The sequence below is a fragment of the Streptomyces xiamenensis genome, from assembly GCF_000993785.3.
Taxonomy (GTDB): domain Bacteria; phylum Actinomycetota; class Actinomycetes; order Streptomycetales; family Streptomycetaceae; genus Streptomyces; species Streptomyces xiamenensis.
Genome location: NZ_CP009922.3, coordinates 1563705 through 1581426, shown reverse-complemented (window position 1 = coordinate 1581426; position 17722 = coordinate 1563705). Strand labels below are relative to the sequence as shown.

At 69.9% G+C, this 17722-nt stretch carries 16 protein-coding genes; 3 read left to right on the top strand and 13 right to left on the bottom strand.

What is annotated here, in order from left to right:
* The first annotated feature begins 28 nt into the window (after window positions 1-28).
* Entirely contained in the window at window positions 29-889 is an 861-nt protein-coding gene (locus SXIM_RS07230) for an isoprenyl transferase (RefSeq protein WP_030725867.1), read from the top strand.
* Here SXIM_RS07230 and SXIM_RS07225 read toward each other — a convergent pair.
* The 9 genes from SXIM_RS07225 to SXIM_RS07185 form a co-directional block, all read right to left on the bottom strand.
* Window positions 879-2441, bottom strand: a complete 1563-nt coding sequence (locus SXIM_RS07225) for a protein kinase domain-containing protein (RefSeq protein ID WP_078846857.1) — start codon at window positions 2439-2441, stop codon at window positions 879-881. The two genes, SXIM_RS07230 and SXIM_RS07225, sit on opposite strands and share 11 nt — an antisense overlap.
* 53 nt (window positions 2442-2494) lie before the next feature.
* Window positions 2495-3499, bottom strand: coding sequence for a hypothetical protein (locus SXIM_RS07220; RefSeq protein ID WP_043176744.1), 1005 nt, complete (start codon window positions 3497-3499; stop codon window positions 2495-2497).
* Window positions 3496-5448 (bottom strand): hypothetical protein, encoded by a 1953-nt coding sequence (locus SXIM_RS07215; RefSeq protein ID WP_046723321.1) that lies wholly within the window; start codon window positions 5446-5448, stop codon window positions 3496-3498. The genes SXIM_RS07220 and SXIM_RS07215 overlap by 4 nt, the downstream gene beginning before the upstream one ends.
* Complete coding sequence (locus SXIM_RS07210; protein WP_078846856.1) at window positions 5445-6230, bottom strand: TIR domain-containing protein; 786 nt, start codon at window positions 6228-6230, stop codon at window positions 5445-5447. Before SXIM_RS07210 ends, SXIM_RS07215 begins: the two co-directional genes overlap by 4 nt.
* Before the next feature lie 55 nt (window positions 6231-6285).
* The gene (locus SXIM_RS07205; protein ID WP_046725496.1) at window positions 6286-7515 is read right to left on the bottom strand and encodes a helix-turn-helix domain-containing protein; all 1230 of its coding nucleotides are present in this window, start codon (window positions 7513-7515) and stop codon (window positions 6286-6288) included.
* 41 nt (window positions 7516-7556) lie between these two features.
* Window positions 7557-7991 carry a Fur family transcriptional regulator gene (locus SXIM_RS07200; protein ID WP_030725885.1) on the bottom strand — a complete coding sequence of 145 codons (435 nt, stop codon included), beginning with the start codon at window positions 7989-7991 and terminating at the stop codon, window positions 7557-7559.
* Window positions 7992-8055: 64 nt separating this feature from the next.
* Entirely contained in the window at window positions 8056-8928 is an 873-nt protein-coding gene (locus tag SXIM_RS07195) for a metal ABC transporter permease (protein ID WP_043176745.1), read from the bottom strand.
* Entirely contained in the window at window positions 8928-9638 is a 711-nt protein-coding gene (locus SXIM_RS07190; protein ID WP_046723319.1) for a metal ABC transporter ATP-binding protein, read from the bottom strand. Before SXIM_RS07190 ends, SXIM_RS07195 begins: the two co-directional genes overlap by 1 nt.
* Before the next feature lie 23 nt (window positions 9639-9661).
* Window positions 9662-10675, bottom strand: a complete 1014-nt coding sequence (locus SXIM_RS07185; protein ID WP_046723317.1) for a metal ABC transporter substrate-binding protein — start codon at window positions 10673-10675, stop codon at window positions 9662-9664.
* A gap of 173 nt (window positions 10676-10848) precedes the next feature.
* On the opposite strand from SXIM_RS07185, the gene SXIM_RS07180 reads away from it, so the two are divergent.
* Complete coding sequence (locus tag SXIM_RS07180; protein ID WP_030725899.1) at window positions 10849-12231, top strand: glycine--tRNA ligase; 1383 nt, start codon at window positions 10849-10851, stop codon at window positions 12229-12231.
* 72 nt (window positions 12232-12303) lie between these two features.
* Here the strand turns inward: SXIM_RS07180 and SXIM_RS07175 are convergent, their stop codons facing one another.
* The 3 genes from SXIM_RS07175 to SXIM_RS07165 all read right to left on the bottom strand — a co-directional run bounded on the left by SXIM_RS07175 (window position 12304) and on the right by SXIM_RS07165 (window position 14640).
* Entirely contained in the window at window positions 12304-12888 is a 585-nt protein-coding gene (locus tag SXIM_RS07175) for a Uma2 family endonuclease (RefSeq protein ID WP_046723315.1), read from the bottom strand.
* An 86-nt stretch (window positions 12889-12974) separates the two neighbouring features.
* Window positions 12975-13562 carry a TetR/AcrR family transcriptional regulator gene (locus SXIM_RS07170; RefSeq protein WP_046723313.1) on the bottom strand — a complete coding sequence of 196 codons (588 nt, stop codon included), beginning with the start codon at window positions 13560-13562 and terminating at the stop codon, window positions 12975-12977.
* Between the two features lie 40 nt (window positions 13563-13602).
* On the bottom strand, window positions 13603-14640 hold the full coding sequence (locus tag SXIM_RS07165; protein ID WP_046723311.1) for an aldo/keto reductase: 1038 nt from the start codon (window positions 14638-14640) through the stop codon (window positions 13603-13605).
* Between the two features lie 137 nt (window positions 14641-14777).
* Here SXIM_RS07165 and dusB point away from each other — a divergent pair, with 137 nt between their 5' ends.
* Entirely contained in the window at window positions 14778-15917 is a 1140-nt protein-coding gene (gene dusB, locus SXIM_RS07160) for a tRNA dihydrouridine synthase DusB (protein WP_030725907.1), read from the top strand.
* A gap of 274 nt (window positions 15918-16191) precedes the next feature.
* On the opposite strand, the gene SXIM_RS07155 is transcribed toward dusB, so the two are convergent.
* Window positions 16192-17415: a Cmx/CmrA family chloramphenicol efflux MFS transporter gene (locus SXIM_RS07155; protein WP_046723309.1), complete on the bottom strand. Its 1224-nt coding sequence runs from the start codon at window positions 17413-17415 to the stop codon at window positions 16192-16194.
* Window positions 17416-17722 lie beyond the last annotated feature (307 nt).

Here is a 17722-nt window from a genome sequence, read left to right as displayed (position 1 = left end):
AGAGCATTCGAACCGTGGAGAGTCCCCTATGGCCGCCGTCCAGCGCCGGTTTCTGTCCCGGCAGCACCGTGAGTACCGGACGCCCGATCCCCACCCCTCCGGCGCCCAGCCGCCGAAACTGCCGGGCGAGCTGATCCCGCGGCACGTGGCGATCGTCATGGACGGCAACGGCCGGTGGGCGAAGGACCGCGGACTGCCGCGCACCGAGGGCCACAAGATCGGCGAATCCGTCGTCCTCGACGTCGTCAAGGGCTGCCTGGAGCTGGGCGTCAAGAACCTCTCCCTGTACGCCTTCTCCACCGAGAACTGGAAGCGCTCCCCCGAGGAGATCCGCTTCCTGATGGCCTTCAACCGCGACGTGATCGACCGCCGCACCGAGGAACTCCACGCGCTGGGCGTGCGCATCCGGTGGGCGGGGCGCGAGCCGCGGCTGTGGAAGTCGGTGGTGACCAAGCTCAAGGCGGCGGAGGAGCGGACCCGCGACAACGACGCCATGACGCTGTACATGTGCGTCAACTACGGCGGCCGGGCGGAGATCGCGGACGCGGCGGCCCGGCTGGCGCAGGACGTGGCCTCGGGCCGGCTCGACCCGCAGAAGGTCACCGAGAAGACGGTGGCGCGGTACATGTACCACGCCGACATGCCCGACGTGGACCTGTTCGTGCGGCCCTCGGGCGAGCAGCGCACCTCCAACTATCTGATCTGGCAGAGCGCTTACGCGGAGATGGTGTTCCAGGACATCCTGTGGCCCGACTTCGACCGGCGCGCGCTGTGGGCGGCGTGCGTGGAGTACGCCTCGCGCGACCGCCGCTTCGGCGGGGCGCTGCCCAACGAGGTGCTGCTCGCGCAGGAGGCGGAGGCGGCGGCCCAGCGCGAGGTCAGCGGCTGAGGACCGGGTCGCCGACGGCGAAGACCCAGTCGGAACAGTACGACTCGGGGAGCGCCTCGATCTCCAGGCGCAGGACGTCCGTCACGTCGAGGGTGTAGGAGTCGGCGTCGCCCAGCGTGAGTGTCTCGCTCACCAGCGGCTCGCCGTCGGCGCGCACGGTGAACCGCACCGACTCCTTGACGGACGCGTCGTGGAGCCCGGCGGTGAACTCCAGGGAGGTCCAGGAGCGGCCCAGGTTGTAGGAGACCGGGCCCTCCAGGACGCAGCTGCTGAAGGTGAGGGAGTCCTGGTACTCCGTGCCGTCGATGTGCGCGGGCTCCCGCATGATCCCGTAGGGCATCTCCACCGGTTCGAGGTCGACCAGCGGGCTGACGGGCGGCGCCTCGCCCCCCTCGCCCTCGTCCCAGATCTCACCCAGGCCGAGATCGTCTCCGCCCTCGCCGACCGTCTCGGTGACGGTCTCGGTGACCGTGGCGGCCGGCCCCGCTCCGGCGCCCGCTCCGTCGCCCCCGCCGCCCAGCAGATAGCCGCCCACCCCGCCCAGCGCGATCGCCGCCACGGCCGCCGCCGCCAGCAGCGGCTCACGCACCGTCCTGCGGTGCGGGGCGGTCGCCGGGGGCAGCGGGGGCGGAGGCGGTACGGAGGGGGAGGCCGCCGCCGCGCCGCTGGTCCGCAGCGCGACCAGGCGTACCCACTCGGTCAGCGTGTGCGGCCGGCGCTCCGGGCGCGGCGCGAACAGGGTGAGAAGCCGGTCCAGCCGCTCCTGCGGCAACGCCCCCAGCCGTGGCAGCGCGCCGAACGCGTCCCGCAGCTCCTCGGCGGTGCCGGGCGGGGACTGCGCGCTGAGCAGAAAGTACGCCAGCGCCCCGAAGGCGTACCGGTCGGCCGCCGGTGAGCGCTTGCCCTCGTACACCTCGGGCGCCGCGAATCCGGGGGTCAGCCACGGCTCGGCGGTCTGATGCTCGGTGGCGAGCTTGCTCAGCCCGAAGTCCACCAGCGTCGCCTGGCCGTCGGCGTTCACCATCACATTGCCCGGCGACAGATCGCCGTGGATGACGGTCCGGCCCGAGGGGGTCGCGGCGCCCGAGTGCAGCCAGTCGAGCACCTCGGCGAGCTGCTCCAGGACGCGCAGGACGGCGCGGCGCTCGGCCGGAAACTCCAGGTGCGGGGTCAACTCCTCGCGCCAGTCCCGCAGATCGAGCCCGTCGACATGGTTCATCACCAGGCACAGGGTCCGCCCGCTCGTCTCCTCCGCCCGCCCCGCCGGATGCGGCGGCGGCCCCTCGAAGTGCTCCCTGACCCCGACCACCCCCACGCGGTGCGCGAATCGCAGCAGTTCGGCCTGCTCGTTCCACTTGGCGCTGATCTGCGCGAACCGCTGCTGGGGGACGGTGCGGCGCATGTCCAGCACTTTGACGACCACGGGCTCGGTGCCGCCGGACAGCTCGATCTCGGCGAGATACAGCACCGCCTCGCCGCCCCGCCCGATGGACCGCACCAGCCGGTACCGGTCGGCCGCCCCCTGCGGCCCCACGAACAGACTCCCCGCCACGGTGCCCCGACCTCCCCCGGAATCAAGGGCACTCAGGGTACGCGCCCGGAGTGTCAGTCGTCAGGACCCTCATCGGGCGCGAACGCCCGCCGGATCTCGTCGGCGGCTGCGGGCCGGCCGGAGTTTTCCAGGATTTTGATGATCCGATCGATGAACAGGGTGTTGTCCACGGAGATGTCCGCGTGGCGCATCAGATCGACCAGCGCCTCCACCACCGTCCGTTCCGACTCGGTGAGAGGGGCGTCCTCCACCGGTTCCGAGGGGTTCAGCGGGGAGGTGGAGACATCGGGAAGGTCCTGGTTGTTGGCCGCGGCCGACAGCAGGGTGAACAGACCGATGAGATCCGCCGTTTCGTGCAGCTTGTTTTCGTTCCTCGCGAGCCACCACACAAGGGCGCTGCCCGGATCCTTCAGCACGTCGTCCCCCAGATAGGCGCGTTTGTTCCGTTCGTGGTTGCGCTCGTGCTCCCAGACGTCCTCGTCCTTGCGGATCATGGCCAGTTTCTCCAGCCGCTCCCGGTCCGTCTCAGGGAGCGCGAGGCGTACATCGCGGGCCATGGCCATCACTCTGCGCCGGTCGTCGGGGGCGGTGAGGCCCAGTTCACCGCTGAGTAGATGCTCGGTGAGGGAGTACTGGGACGGGTGCTCGTACTGCGTGATAACCCGGGCGCGTGACAGAACTGCTCTCGCGGCGAGAGACCCTCCGTCCAGTGGTGAGTCGTCCTCTGTCTCCATCTCGTACCAGCGAACCGTGGCCGAAAACTCGAAGCGATAGTCCGGAGTGCAGCTCGGAAGGGCGACACGGTGAATGCGGTGCTCCATGTACTGCGGTCCGGCGGGGGTCGGCTCCGCGTCGGGCGCCAAGAAATAGGGATCGTCCGGCGGCGGCACCCGGTGCTCCCTTGTGGGGACCATGGTGGCCACCGACGTGCTCAGCGCGGTGACAACGAGGATGACCCAGCACCAAGGGGGCCAGCTCAAGCCGATACCGACGATGAGAAAGGCCAGGATCGACAGCACAGTGAGATAGCCGAGCAGAGTTTTGTGGTTCGCAGTCATCCGGTGGGCTCCATTTCCCTGTCCTGCACCACATCGATCGTGTCGAGAAGCAGCGAGACCGTTGTCCGTCGCTGTTCGCGTTCTTCCACGGACGCGCACGACCAGGCTCGGGCCACCGTGTACAACTCCTCGATGCTGTCCTGCCTGTCACTCACCGCCCGCACCAGCAGATCCAGCAGGAGTTCCGGGCGATGTCCCGCAGCGCAAGCTCCGAGCCACTGATGAAGCGGTCCCAGCCACAGTTCGCGCGGTTCGTCCAGGAGGACCGTGCGCCAGCAGGTTCTGAGGTCGAGGCGCACGTCCGCGCGGCCTATCAGTCCGTCATCGGATCCGATGACGTAGGGGTCGGAGAAGTCGAGGAAGAGCCGGAGATCTGCGTCGCGGTACTCTGCGCTGGCTCGGGCAAGTCGTCGTAGCAACCGGCGTCGCTGCCCGCTATCGCCGTCGACCTGACCGCGGAGTGTTTCAAAGGCGACACGCTTTCCGGCCACATCCTCGCGGCGTGCCAGATGGTGCAGGCGGACAAGTGCCTCATTCGGGCGGCTTGGCGCGAGAACATCGGCGCACACCTTGGCAATGACAGTGCGTCGGCTGTCGCCGAGGTGGCTCTGTTTCGCCCAGTTGTACAGGGTGCCTCGGAACCGGAGGGCGTACGGTTCGCTGCGCAATCCCCGCTCGAGAGCGTTCGCTGCTCCTGCCATCAGCTCACTGGGCTGGCCGGGCTCCGTCCAACTGCTGGCCAGTTCCTCCAAGTCCTGAGGCCGTCCGGTACGCAGACACTGTTCCGCGAAGCGTGCGACGAAAGCCGCACGTTCGTCAGGGGCCAGGGGAACCTCTTTGCACAGACGGTCCGCCCACTCACGGAAACCGTGGCGCAGAGCCGGTCTGTTGGTCCAGAAGTGGCGGCGCACCGCCTGGTCATAGGCGAGTCGTGGGAAATGAACCCTGCCTTCCCCGTCGGTTTCGGCGTCGATGGAGGTCAGCATCTGGGACAGGTCGTCCCGTTCCAGTACCGGAATGTCTTCCCCGTCGGGCTGACGCATCACGCCGAGCAGGATGCGAGTGCTTGTCAGTACCGCTTCCCCCGGTGCGCCGGTGAGCATCGCGGCCGACAGGAGCATGGCTCGTTGCCATGCCAGGCGGTGGCGGGTGATGCGGCTGGTGACATCGCGCGTCCAGGGACGCAGGGCGCTCAGCGCGTGGTCACACCACGTCGTGAAGGACTCGGCCGGTGTCTCGTGACGTGCGGACAGGATCAGCGTGGCCAACTCGGCGAGCGCACGAGCCGGAGCCTCGTTGAGCCACGCCGTGAGGGGAGGGTACTGAAAGTCTTTCCGCCCGAGCACGAGGCCATCGGCTCGCAAGTGGCGTTGCAAGAGGTTGATGCTATCGGGGCGGTTGAGTGAGGCGTGGAACGGCCGCAGTTCCGACGGAGTGAATTCCGGGTTCGCCGGCAGAATGACCACCAGCCGGGCATCCAGATCACGGATAGCGGCGTGGTAGGACGCCAGCCTGCGCTGAATGGCCGCGAGAGATGCGGAGTCGGAGCGGCTCAGGTCGAGCAGAAGGTGATCACCCGGCTCCACGGTGTCAGGCGCGAGGACCGGTACTCCGGGGCCGTCCGGGGTGTCCGCAAGTTCGATGATGGTGCGCCGGGAACGATGATGCGGCCGCAGCAGCATCATTGCGGCGCTCTTTCTCCCAGCTCCTTCGGGGGCACTGAGAAGTACGATTCCGTGCTCCGTCAGAAGGCGGTGGGCGACGCCCCAGCCGGCTGGGGTGGAGAATCGCCGGGCGAGCCAGCGGAGATAGTCCTGCCCGATGAATCGTGGATCGCGCTTCGTCCCCAGCAGGCCGTCCTGCAGGATGGTGAAAACGACCTGCGGACCGGATCCTGTGTTCACCGCGCCGGCGGCCCCGTTGAAGATGTTCTGGAGCGGGTCGTTCACCGAGCGTCGTCCGTGTCACTCGGCTCGGATCGGAAGAATTGCTGTCGGGCATCCCGCACGTCACCGGAGAATTGGGTGACGTGCTGCGGACCGTTTCCGGTGTTGACCACACCGTTGGGCTGGGTGAAGAGGGCACCCACACCACCGTTGTAGGTGGCTCCGGTGTCCCCGATGCGCACGTTGCCGGGGACGTTGTTCATCTGATAGGCGGTGCCACTGTTGTCGCCCATGGTTTGCGATGTCGCCATCTCGTCATCCGGGCCTTTCGTGTCCGTCTCGTCGGCCTGGTCCGCATCATGTTCCGCGAGTTCCGGCACCGTCTTGATCAGTTCCTCTCCGATGCGGTGCAGATCGGCGGGAGCGGAGCGGTGATCGAAAGTCACATACTGGTGCTCGGTAACGAACGCCAACTCCTGCGGAACTTCCGACCTCTTGGGCCATGGAGTGTTCTTTCCGATCAGCACAGGAATCACCGGGATTCCGTATTCGTGAGCCTCCACGATCTCCCGGCGAGTCCAGTCATGCGGGTTCTCCAGCGCGCGCCCGCCGTCTGCTCCCCGGAAACCTGCCCACGCGCGTCCGATGACCGCGATCACAACCTGGCAGCGGCGAATGGCATCAGGAAGTCGATGGGTGTAGTTCTCGCCGCTGTCGATCGACTGGTTGTCGAAGAAAACACGGCCATTTCCGAACCGGAGAGCTAGCTCCTGCCGGATCATAGCGGCAGCCATTTCTCCATCGCCTGTGCGATAGTTGACGAAGATTTCCGGGGAAGCGGGCATGCTTGAGGCACCTCTCTGAGAAAGTGATGAATGGGGCGCGGGGCGGTGGTCGCGCTCAGACCGCCGGCCGCAGGGAGGCCGCCATGCGAGGGGAAAGCTCCCGGACCACGCTGTGCGTACGGAAGCGATTCAGCTCGCTGTTGAGCCGGTACAGGTCGGTTCTGATCGTCGCTGAGCTCACCACATCGACCGATCGAAGCAGCGAGTCTGCTACCGCACACGCCTCGTCGATATCTCCTGCCGTGGCGTGGGCAAGGGCCTGGCGCATCCCGTACCGCGCCCTTGCTCGCATCGCGTCTGCGGGGAGGCGGTTCAATTCACGACCCAAGCGAGCAGCGGCTTCTGCGGGTCGACCGAGGTCGTACAGGCACCAGCCTTCCGCCATCGCTGTCGGATCGCTGACATGGGAGGTACCGAGAACGGGTGCCGCGTCTCCCTTCGTGGCGCGGTCGAGCAAGTCACGCGACCTGTCCAGGGCGCGTCTGCACAAGACTTCCTGGCCTGCCAGGGCGTGCCCCTGGGCCTCCTGTACCGCGGCGAGGCCACGGATGCGGTAGGAGGTGTTCTTGTCCTGTGCCGCGCGCGCCAGGGTGATGGTCCCATCCGCGTCGCCGGCGTACATCGTGACAAGCGCTCTGCGCAGTACGGCGTAGTGCGTCAGGTCGTGATCACCGCCCGAAGAGGCGAGACTGGCCGCCTCGTCGGTCCATTTCATGGCGGAGACATCGTCACCGCCTTCCTGCGCCATCCAGCCCGCGAACTCGGCATATCGCGAGGCGAGCAGCAGCAACTGGGTGCGTACGGGGTCTCCGGCCTTCGACGCGATCCCCGTCAGGGTGTGGGTTTGCGCGGTCAGCGCAGGCAGCACGGCGTGTGGCCCCGCGACCTGGCCGATCCGACGGAACTGATCGAAGAGGGAGCGGAAAAAGGCCAGTGAGACGCCCTCCTCCTTGCTGGCGGCCGGCGCTGTCTGATTCCCGGGAAGGGAACTCAAAAGCACCGAGGCAGCGCCCACCGTCACGACCTTCCGGCGAGGCGGGTCGGCGGATGAGGAGGAGAGAGACGCCAGCCTGCCGTTTGCGCCCAGAGCAGCGTCGCACAGGCGGGCCAACTGGGGAGGAGGCTGCTTGGCGCCGCGTTCGATCTTGCTCAGGTGACCCTTGCTGTAGTGGATCTTCTGAGCGAGCTGGCCGAGGCTCAGCCCGGCCAGGCTCCGTAACCTTCGTAGTTCCGCGCCGAAGCACGGATGGACTTCTTGAGTAGTGTGCTCGTGGCTCTCAGTCACAAGGAAAGCGTGCGGCACCGTGCCAGTCGCTCACAAGACGGTCAGGTGTGTTTCCCGTTTCCTCTTGCCGCCGCCGTGCACTCGTCGCAGGTGCCGAAGATCTCCACCGTGTGGCCGACGTCCGTGAAGCCGTGGTCGCGGGCGACCGCCTCGGCCCATTTCTCCACGGCCGGGCCCTCCACCTCGACGGCCTTGCCGCACAGCCGGCACACCAGGTGGTGATGGTGGTCGTCGGTGCTGCACCGGCGGTAGACGGCCTCACCGTCGCTGGTGCGCAGGACATCGACCTCACCGGCGTCCGCCAGCGACTGGAGGGTCCGGTAGACGGTGGTCAGGCCGACCGAGTCGCCGCGGTGTTTGAGCATGTCGTGCAGTTCCTGCGCGCTGCGGAACTCGTCCACCTCGGCCAGTGCCGCCGCCACCGCCGCGCGCTGGCGGGTCGACCGGCCACGGACCGGCGGTCCTGGCGTGTCCACGTCTACCACTGCTCCCTGCTGATGCTGCCGCGTCCCTGTGTGCGCCCCAAGGGTAGCGGCTCCGCTACGACGAGGCCGCCAGCGCCTTCTCGCCGGCCGGTGACGGCTGGGCGGAACGCCGGGCACGGTGTCTGGCCAGCGGCAGGGCGAGCAGCGACACCACCGCGAACAGGCCGAGCGCGATCAGGACGATCGTCGCGCCGGGGGGCACGTCCGCGTGGTACGAGGTCACCGTCCCCGAGATGGAGACCAGCACGCCCAGCGCCATCGACAGGCCCAGCGTCGCCGCGAAGCCCCGGGTGACCGCCTGGGCGGTCACCACCGGGATGACCATCAGCGCGCTCACCAGCAGCAGTCCCACCACCCGCATCGCGACCGTCACCGTGGCCGCCGCGGTCACCGCCAGCAGCAGGTTCAGGGCCCGTACCGGCAGGCCGGTGACGCGGGCGAACTCCTCGTCCTGGCAGACCGCGAACAGCTGGCGGCGCAGCGTGAAGGTGATGAGCAGGATGAACGCCGACAGGACGCAGATGGCCGTGATGTCCTGCGGGGAGACGGTGGTGATCGAGCCCCAGAGGTAGCTGGTCAGGTTGGCGGTCGAGCCACCGGGCGCCAGGTTGATGATCATCACGCCGCCCGCCATGCCGCCGTAGAACAGCATCGCCAGCGCGATGTCCCCGCGCGCCCGCCCCGAGGAGCGCAGCAGCTCCATGGCCACCGCGCCGACCGAGGAGACCAGCACCGCCATCCACACCGGGTTGGTCTGGAGCAGGAACCCCAGCGCCACCCCGGTCAGCGCCACATGGCCGATCCCGTCGCCCATCAGGGCCTGCCTGCGCTGCACGAGGAAGATCCCCACCGCGGGCGCGGCCACCCCGATCAGCAGCGCGGCCAGCAGGGCGCGCTGCATGAAGGCGTAGTCGAGGAGTTCCAGCATCACAGGATTCCCGTCTCCAGCTCGTGGGGGTGGCAGGCGTTCGTGGCCTCCACCAGGCCCGCCGACAGCGATACCGAGCGGGTGATCAGGGGCTCCAGCGGGCCCAGCTCGTGCAGCACCACCAGGGTGGACACCCCCTGTGCCAGCTGGCTGCGCAGCGTGTCCGCCAGGATCCGCTGGCTGGCCAGGTCCACTCCGGCCAGCGGCTCGTCCATGATCAGCAGCTCCGGCTCACCGGCCAGCGCCCGCGCGATGAGCACCCGCTGGTGCTGGCCGCCGGAGAGTGACTCCACCGGGTCCCGCGCCCGGTCCGCCAGGCCCACCAGTTCCAGCGCCCGCTCCACGGCGGCCCGGTCGGCGCGTCCCAGGGGCCGCAGCCGGCGCCGCGCCAGGCGGCCGGCGGACACCACTTCCCGTACGGTCGCGGGCACTCCGCCGGCCGCGGTCGAACGCTGCGGCACGTACCCGACCCGCCGCCAGTCGCGGAAGCGGCGCACCGGTGTGCCGAACAGCGTCAGCTCGCCGCCGCTGACCGGCACCTGGCCGACCGCCGCCCGTACCGCGGTGGACTTGCCCGAGCCGTTCGCGCCGAGCAGGGCCACCACCTCGCCGCGGCCCACGGTCAGGTCGACGCCGCGCAGCACGTTGCGACCGCCCAGTTCGGCGTGCACGTCGCGCAGGGTCAGCGGTATGGCGGAGTCGGATTCCATCCGGGTCTCGTCCCTTCGGTCGTCTAGGAGGAGGCGCCCAGTGCCTGGCGCAGCGCTTCCAGATTGGCGCGCATGACCTCCAGGTAGTCAGCGCCGGCGGACCGGTCGGTGATTCCCTCCAGCGGGTCCAGGACGGCGGTGGCCAGGCCGAGGTCGTCGGCGAGGGTGCGCGCGGTGGCGTCGCTGGCGAGGGTCTCGAAGAAGACGGTGGAGACGTTCTCCTGCTGGGCGACCTCGTGCAGGTCGCGCAGCCGGGCCGCGCTGGGCTCCGACTCGGGGTCCAGGCCGGCGATGGCCTCCTCGTGCAGCCCGTAGCGCTCGGCGAGGTAGCCGAAGGCGGCGTGGGTGGTGATGAAGGTCCTGGTGTCGGTGTCGGCGAGGCCGGCGGTGAACTCCTCGTCGAGGGTGGCCAGGTCGGCGACCAGCGCCTCGGTGTTGGCCTCGTAGTCGGCGGCGTTGTCCGGGTCGGCCTCGGCCAGCGCCGTGCCGACGCCCTGGGCGACCTCGGCGTACTTCACGGGGTCGAGCCAGATGTGCGGGTCCTCGGCGCCGTGGTCGTGACCGTGGTCGTGGCCGTCGTCGTCCGCGTGGTCGTGGTCGTCGTGGTCCTCGTCGTGGGCGTGGTCCTCGTCCGTGCTGTGGGCCTCCAGGGAGGTGTACGAGGTGGCCTCGGCGATGTGGGTCACGCCGGACTGGGCGATGGCCTCGTCGACGGCCGGCTGGAGCCCCTTGAGGTAGACGATCACGTCGGCCTCGGTCAGCCGGGCGGTCTCCTTGGGGGAGAGGTCGAGGTCGTGCGGCTCGACGCCGGGCTTGGTGAGCGTGCTGACCGAGACGTGCTCGCCGCCGATCCGCTCGGCCAGGAATTCCATCGGGTAGAACGAGGCCACGACGTCCAGCGTGCCGTCCGCGCTGCCGCCGCCACCTCCGCCGTCCGCGTCGGATCCGCAGGCGGTCAGGGCCAGCATCCCCAGGGCCGCCGCACCGGCGGCGAGGGTGCGGGCGGGGGATATCCGGGGGCGGCGTCGTCTGCTCATGACAGCCATTTTCAAGTGGGATGGAAACCATTGTCAAACGATCGGGAGGGTATGTGACCGGTACCTCCCGATACCCCGGATACCCGCCCGTGATCCGGCCATCACGATTTGCTGATGGGCCCTCGTACGCCGGTAATCTGGGGCCACTCCATCGTCGTCCTGAAGAGAGCACCGTGGCCGCCGACAAGATCGACACTATCGTCAGCCTCAGCAAGCGCCGTGGCTTTGTCTACCCGTGCAGTGAGATTTACGGGGGGCAGCGCGCCGCCTGGGACTACGGTCCGCTGGGCGTGGAGCTGAAGGAGAACATCAAGCGCCAGTGGTGGCGCTCGATGGTCACCTCGCGCGACGACGTGGTCGGAATCGACTCCTCCGTCATCCTGGCCACCGAGGTGTGGGAAGCGTCCGGTCATGTCGCCACCTTCTCCGACCCGCTGACCGAGTGCACCTCCTGCCACAAGCGCTACCGCGCGGACCACCTGGAGGAGGCGTACGAGGCCAAGCACGGTCACCTCCCCACCGGTGGCCTGAACGACCTCAACTGCCCCAACTGTGGCAACAAGGGCACTTTCACCGAGCCCAAGCAGTTCTCCGGACTGCTCTCCACCCACCTCGGCCCGACTCAGGACTCGGGCTCGGTGGCGTACCTGCGCCCGGAGACCGCCCAGGGCATCTTCACCAACTTCGCCTCCGTGCAGCAGACCTCGCGGCGCAAGCCGCCGTTCGGCATCGCCCAGATGGGCAAGTCGTTCCGCAACGAGATCACGCCCGGCAACTTCATCTTCCGCACCCGCGAGTTCGAGCAGATGGAGATGGAGTTCTTCGTCAAGCCCGGCGAGGACGAGCAGTGGCAGATCTACTGGATGGAGCAGCGCTGGAACTGGTACCGCGGCCTCGGTATGCGCGAGGAGAACATGCGCTGGTACGAGCACCCCAAGGAGAAGCTGTCGCACTACTCCAAGCGCACCGCCGACATCGAGTACCGCTTCAACTTCGGCGGCTCGGAATTCGGTGAGCTGGAGGGCGTGGCCAACCGCACGGACTACGACCTGAGCGCGCACTCCAAGGCGTCGGGCCAGGACCTGAGCTACTTCGACCAGGAGGCCGGCGAGCGCTGGACCCCCTACGTCATCGAGCCGGCCGCCGGTGTCGGCCGGGCGATGCTGGCGTTCATGCTCGACGCCTACGTCGAGGACGAGGCGCCCAACGCCAAGGGCAAGCTGGAGAAGCGCGTCGTGATGCGCTTCGACCCGCGCCTGGCCCCGGTGAAGGTCGCGGTGCTGCCGCTGTCCCGCAACCCGCAGCTGTCCCCGAAGGCGAAGGGGCTGGCCACCGCGCTGCGCCAGCACTGGAACATCGAGTTCGACGACGCGGGCGCCATCGGCCGCCGCTACCGCCGCCAGGACGAGATCGGTACGCCGTTCTGCGTCACCGTCGACTTCGACACCCTGGAGGACAACGCGGTGACCGTGCGCGAGCGCGACACCATGAAGCAGGAGCGGGTCTCGCTGGACCAGATCGAGTCCTACCTGGCGAGCCGTCTGATCGGCTGCTGAGCCGGTCGCAGCCGCGAGAGCGCACCGTGGCCCGGTCCCCGTACGGGGACCGGGCCACGGCCGTGTCCGGCGTCACCAGCCCGAGGTGTCCAGCTTGCAGTCGAACGGCTGCGGGAGGGTGAAGCTGTCGCCGAAGAGCGCGGTGTTGTGCCGTCGGTACCCCGCCTCTCCCGGGGAGTGGTACACGGTGACGCTGCGTTCCAGCATGTCCACCAGGAGATAGACGGGGACCCCCGCCCTGCCGTACGCCAGGACCTTGTCCACCCGGTCGATGTCGGCGGTGGCGGCCGATGTCAGCTCGGCGACCAGGGATAGAGACGCGCCGGGGAGGCGGATGCTGTCGATGTCGGTCGCTACCTCGTCCGACACATGAAGGTCGGGACCGTACGCCCTGCCCTGTCCGGGGAAGGTGAACAGGTGCGGGCTGGTGTCGATGACGTGGCCTTCGGGCTCATGGCCGGAGAGCTGGTGGACGATGCTCCGCATCACCGGGCGATAGGTGCCCTTCGACCACGGTGACACGACGATCTTCCCCTCGATGATCTCGGCCTGAAAGCCGTCAGGTACCTCCATCTGCTCCACCATGCGGCACAGTTCATCGAACGATGCCGGGGTGGCGGCCCCTATCGATTCCCGTCGCTCCATCACCATCGTCATGATGCACCTCTTCGCACAGTCGGGCCAGTAACCACACAAAGTGTAGGGGCGGCTACTCACAGCGCCCTTCAGTTCGCCTGGTTCGCTCAGGCCCGCAGGCCGCGGATCACCAGGGCGCTGACCGCCTCGAAGGACTCCTGGACGTCGGGCGCGGACCACTCGGCGGCGTGCGAGGGCTTGTGGAAGGAGGCCGTGGCCCGGAAGACGGCCCGGGCCGCGGCGGGGGCGTCCGGGGGCCCGGCGGCGAACTCCCCCGAGGCGCGGCCCGCTTCGATGATCGCGGTGAGCTGGCCGACGAGCTCGGCTATGTGCCGGGAGACCGTCTCGCGCTGCTCCTGAGCCAGCACCTGGTAGGTCGCGAAGAGTTCCGGGTCCTCCACGGCCTTGCGCCGCTTCGCCGCGAACAGGGCCCGCAGCCACCGCTCCAGGCGGCCGGCGGCCGGTCCCTCGCCGGTGGCGATCGCCGCCAGTTCGCCGGTCGCCCGGTCCAGCCAGCGCCGGGTGACGGCCTCGCGCAGCTCGGCCTTGGTGCGGAAGTGGCGGTAGACCGTGCCGTGGCTGACCCCCAGGGCGCGCGCCACGTCCACCACCGTGGCCTTGGCCGGGCCGTAGCGCCGCAGCACATCCTCGGTGGCCCGCAGGATGTCCTCGGGGGTCAGCGGCTCCGGCGGCATCGGTCCTCGGTTCGTGGTGCTCGGGTCGGGTCGGGGTCGGTCAGCTCTTCTTCTCGCTGTCCAGATGGGCCATCTGCTCCGCCGGGTAGCGGTCGCCAGCGGCGGCCCCCGCCGGCACCGCCGCCTCGATGGCGGCCAGATCACCGGCATCGAGCGTAACGTCCAGCGCGCCCAGGGCCTCACTGAGCCGCTTCCTGGTACGCGAGCCGACCAGCGGCACGATGTCCTCGCCGCGGGCCAGCACCCAGGCGATCGCGAGCTGGGCCACGGAGACGCCGCGCTCCTCGGCGATCGCCCGCAGGGTCTCCACCAGGCCGAGGTTGTGCCGCAGGTTGTCGCCCTGGAAGCGCGGGCTCGCGGTCCGGAAGTCACGGGCGTCCAGCGCGCGGTCCGGCTGCCAGTGGCCGCTGATCAGGCCGCGCGAGAGTACCCCGTACGTCGTGACGCCGATGCCCAGTTCCCGGCAGACGGGCAGGATCTCCTCCTCGATGCCGCGCGAGATCAGCGAGTACTCGATCTGGAGGTCGCTGATGGGCGCGGTCGCGGCGGCGCGGCGGATGGTGTCGGCGCCCACCTCGGAGAGGCCGATGTGCCGCACGTGTCCGGCGCGGACGAGGTCGGCGATGGCGCCCACCGTCTCCTCGATGGGCACGTCCGGGTCGACGCGGGCGATGCGGTAGATGTCGATGTGGTCGGTGCCCAGGCGCTGGAGGGAGTAGGCGGCGAAGTTCTGCACGGCGGCGGGCCGGCCGTCGTACCCGAGGAAGCCGCCCTCCACGCTGCGCAGGGCCCCGAACTTGACGCTGATCAGGGCGCGGTCGCGCAGGTCGGCGGAGAGCCCGCGCAGCGCCTCGCCGATCAGCATCTCGTTGTGGCCCATGCCGTAGAAGTCGCCGGTGTCCAGCAGGGTGATGCCGGCCTCCAGGGCGGTGTGCAGGGTGGCGACGGACTCCTCGCGGTCGGCGGCCCCGTAGAGGGCGGACATGCCCATGCAGCCGAGGCCGAGGGCGGAGACCGGTACGCCGGGGGAGGTGCCGAGAGTGCGGGTGGGTACGGCCGGGTGAGGTGTGGCTGTCATGGGTCGAGCGTGCCACATGGAATGACAGATTTCAAAATCTGTCATTCCATGTGGCGGAGGTGGGGGGTCATCGACCGGAGCCCGGGGCCCCCACCCGGCGCGGCGGAGCAGCCGGACGCGTACGGGACAATGGGGGAATGACCGCACCGCCCCTCCAGATCGGACCGCACACCGTCGACCCGCCCGTGGTGCTCGCCCCCATGGCCGGGATCACCAACGCGCCGTTCCGCACCCTGTGCCGGGAGTTCTCCGGGGGCCGGGGCCTGTTCGTCAGCGAGATGATCACCACCCGGGCGCTGGTCGAGCGCAACGAGAAGACCATGCAGCTCGTTCATTTCGACGCCGCAGAGAAGCCGCGCTCCATCCAGCTGTACGGCGTGGACCCGGTCACCGTCGGGCGGGCCGTGCGCATGATCGCCGACGAGGATCTCGCCGACCACATCGACCTGAACTTCGGCTGCCCCGTCCCCAAGGTGACCCGGCGCGGCGGCGGGTCCGCCCTGCCGTACAAGCGGCCGCTGCTGCGCGCCATCCTGCGGGAGGCCGTACGGCACGCGGGGGCGCTGCCGGTGACGATGAAGATGCGCAAGGGCATCGACGACGACCACCTGACCTACCTGGACGCGGGACGGATCGCCGTCGAGGAGGGCGTGACGTCCATCGCCCTGCACGGCAGGACCGCCGCGCAGCACTACGGCGGGCAGGCCGACTGGTCGGCCATCGCCCGGCTGAAGGAGGCCGTGCCCGAGATCCCGGTGCTCGGCAACGGCGACATCTGGACCGCGGAGGACGCGGTACGGATGATGCGCGAGACCGGCTGCGACGGGGTGGTCGTGGGGCGCGGCTGCCTGGGCCGGCCCTGGCTGTTCGGCGATCTGGTGGCCGCCTTCGACGGGCGGGGGCCACAGGCGTACGCGCGGCCCTCGCTCGCCGAGGTCGCCGAGGTGATGGTGCGGCACGCCCGGCTGCTGGGGGAGTGGCTGGGCGACGAGGCGCGCGGCGTCATCGACTTCCGCAAGCATGTCGCCTGGTACACCAAGGGCTTCTCGGTCGGCTCGGAGGCCCGGCGCCGGCTGGCGGTGGCCGGCTCCCTGGACGAGCTGGCCACCTTGCTGAACGAGCTGGACCTGACCCAGGAGTGGCCCGCGGGGGCGGACGGCCCCCGGGGCCGCACCTCGGGCCGCAACAAGGTGGCGCTGCCCGATGGCTGGCTGGGCGACCCCTACGACTGCGCGGGGGTGGCGGCCGACGCCGAACTGGACACCTCGGGCGGCTAGGTCCTGTCTGACACATGGCGCCGGTCAGGCCCGCGTTGTCTGGTGCTGGGGGCACCTCCCGGCCGAAGGCTGGGGGAGCATCGCAAGGCGGAGGGGCGTCCTCGTAGTGGGCTACTTGGGCGTCTCGACAACGCAGCGAGGTGCCGTGCCAGGCGACGTGGGCCAGGCGGGATGTGTCAGACAGGGCCTAGGCCCGGTCCGGGCGAGGCGGCCGGGGGAGCACGGCAAGTTGACCCCGTACCGGGGTGCGGCAGTGCCCCCGGCCGCCCGGACGTCACGCCTCGGGCACGGCCCGGACCTCCGGTGCGGGGGCCGCCGGTGGCGGTGTGGCCGTGCGGGCCCGGGCCGCCGCCGCGACGGCGGCGGTGAGCAGGGCCGCCGTCACCAGCGCCGCGCTCACCCACAGCGGGGAACGCAGGCCCAGCCCGGCCGCGATCACCACCCCGCCCAGCCAGGGGCCCGCCGCCGCGCCGATGTTCAGGCAGGCGGTCGCGAAACTGCCCGCCAGGGTCGGGGCACCGGCCGCCGCGTACAGCACCTGCGAGATCAGGGTGCTGCCCACCGCGAAGGACAGCGTGCCCAGGGCCGGCACCAGGACGAGCACCGCCACCGGGTGCGCGGCGCTCAGCGCGAACACCGCCCAGCCGGCCGCCAGCGCCACCCCGCCCCCGGCGAGCAGCGGCACGGGGCGCGTGTCGGCGAACCGGCCACCGATCCGCACCCCCAGGAACGACCCGATCCCGAACAGCGCCAGCAGCCCCGGCACCGCACCGGCGCCCAGCCCGGCGACCTCCGTGATCACCGGTGCCAGAAAGGTGAACGAGCAGAACGTCGCCCCGTTGACCAGCGCGCCCAGCAGCAGCGTCACCAGCAGCCGGGGCGCGCGCAGCACCCGCAGCTCGGCACGCGCGTCGAGCGGCGGTCCGTCGGTGGCGGTGCTTTCCGCGCCCTTCGGCGCGCCCGGTACGGACGTCAGCACGGCGGCGATCGCCGGCAGCGTCACCAGCGCGACCGCCCAGAACGCCGCCCGCCAGCCCCACAGCTGGCCGAGCAGCGCCCCGCCGGGCACCCCGGCCACGCAGGCGAGCGTGGTGCCGCCGAGCAGGACGGACAGTGCCCGGCCCTTGGCGTCGGCCGGGACGAGCGCGGTGGCGGTGGTCAGCCCGACCGCCATGAACCCGGCGTTCGCCAGCGCCCCGGCGACCCGGGTGGCCAGCAGGACGGCGAAGCTGCCGGTCAGCGCGCCGACGACATGGACGAGGACGAAGACGGCGAGGAACGCGGCGAGTGTCGCGCGGGGCGGCAGACGCCGGCAGAGCAGCGCCATCAGCGGGGCGCCGACCGCCATGCCGACGGCGAAGGCGGAGGTCAGCAGCCCCGCCTCGGAGAGGGAGACGCCGAGATCGGCCGCGATGTCCGGCACCAGGCCGGCCAGCATGAACTCGGAGGTGCCCTGGGCGAAGACCGCCAGCGCGAGGAGATGGACGGTGGGCGGCATGGATTCCCTGGGGTGGCCAGGCATGAGAAGGCTCCGTGAGTGATCGGTGGATACCGGTGGGGAACACGGCACCGGTCGATCGGGTGCGGCACGGAAGGAGCGTGGAACAGCACGACGGAAGCGGGCCCGCGCAGACGCACGAACGCGCAGACGCACGAATGCGCAGACACGCGAACGCGCGGACACGCGAACGCGCGGACAGCGGGGAGCACGGCACAGCACAGAGCGTGCCGGAACAGGTGATCCGTCGAGGAGGGCTCGGCCGGCGCCACCGGATGACCGGTGGCTAGCTTCTGGACGCCTCGGG

Coding starts and splice junctions, on each gene's coding strand:
- SXIM_RS07230 (WP_030725867.1), top strand. CDS start 29: ATGGCCGCCGTCCAGCGCCGGTTTCTGTCCCGGCAGCACCGTGAGTAC.
- SXIM_RS07220 (WP_043176744.1), bottom strand. CDS start 3,499: ATGACTGCGAACCACAAAACTCTGCTCGGCTATCTCACTGTGCTGTCG.
- SXIM_RS07210 (WP_078846856.1), bottom strand. CDS start 6,230: ATGCCCGCTTCCCCGGAAATCTTCGTCAACTATCGCACAGGCGATGGA.
- SXIM_RS07195 (WP_043176745.1), bottom strand. CDS start 8,928: ATGCTGGAACTCCTCGACTACGCCTTCATGCAGCGCGCCCTGCTGGCC.
- SXIM_RS07190 (WP_046723319.1), bottom strand. CDS start 9,638: ATGGAATCCGACTCCGCCATACCGCTGACCCTGCGCGACGTGCACGCC.
- SXIM_RS07185 (WP_046723317.1), bottom strand. CDS start 10,675: ATGAGCAGACGACGCCGCCCCCGGATATCCCCCGCCCGCACCCTCGCC.
- SXIM_RS07175 (WP_046723315.1), bottom strand. CDS start 12,888: ATGACGATGGTGATGGAGCGACGGGAATCGATAGGGGCCGCCACCCCG.
- SXIM_RS07170 (WP_046723313.1), bottom strand. CDS start 13,562: ATGCCGCCGGAGCCGCTGACCCCCGAGGACATCCTGCGGGCCACCGAG.
- SXIM_RS07165 (WP_046723311.1), bottom strand. CDS start 14,640: ATGACAGCCACACCTCACCCGGCCGTACCCACCCGCACTCTCGGCACC.
- dusB (WP_030725907.1), top strand. CDS start 14,778: ATGACCGCACCGCCCCTCCAGATCGGACCGCACACCGTCGACCCGCCC.
- SXIM_RS07155 (WP_046723309.1), bottom strand. CDS start 17,415: ATGCCGCCCACCGTCCATCTCCTCGCGCTGGCGGTCTTCGCCCAGGGC.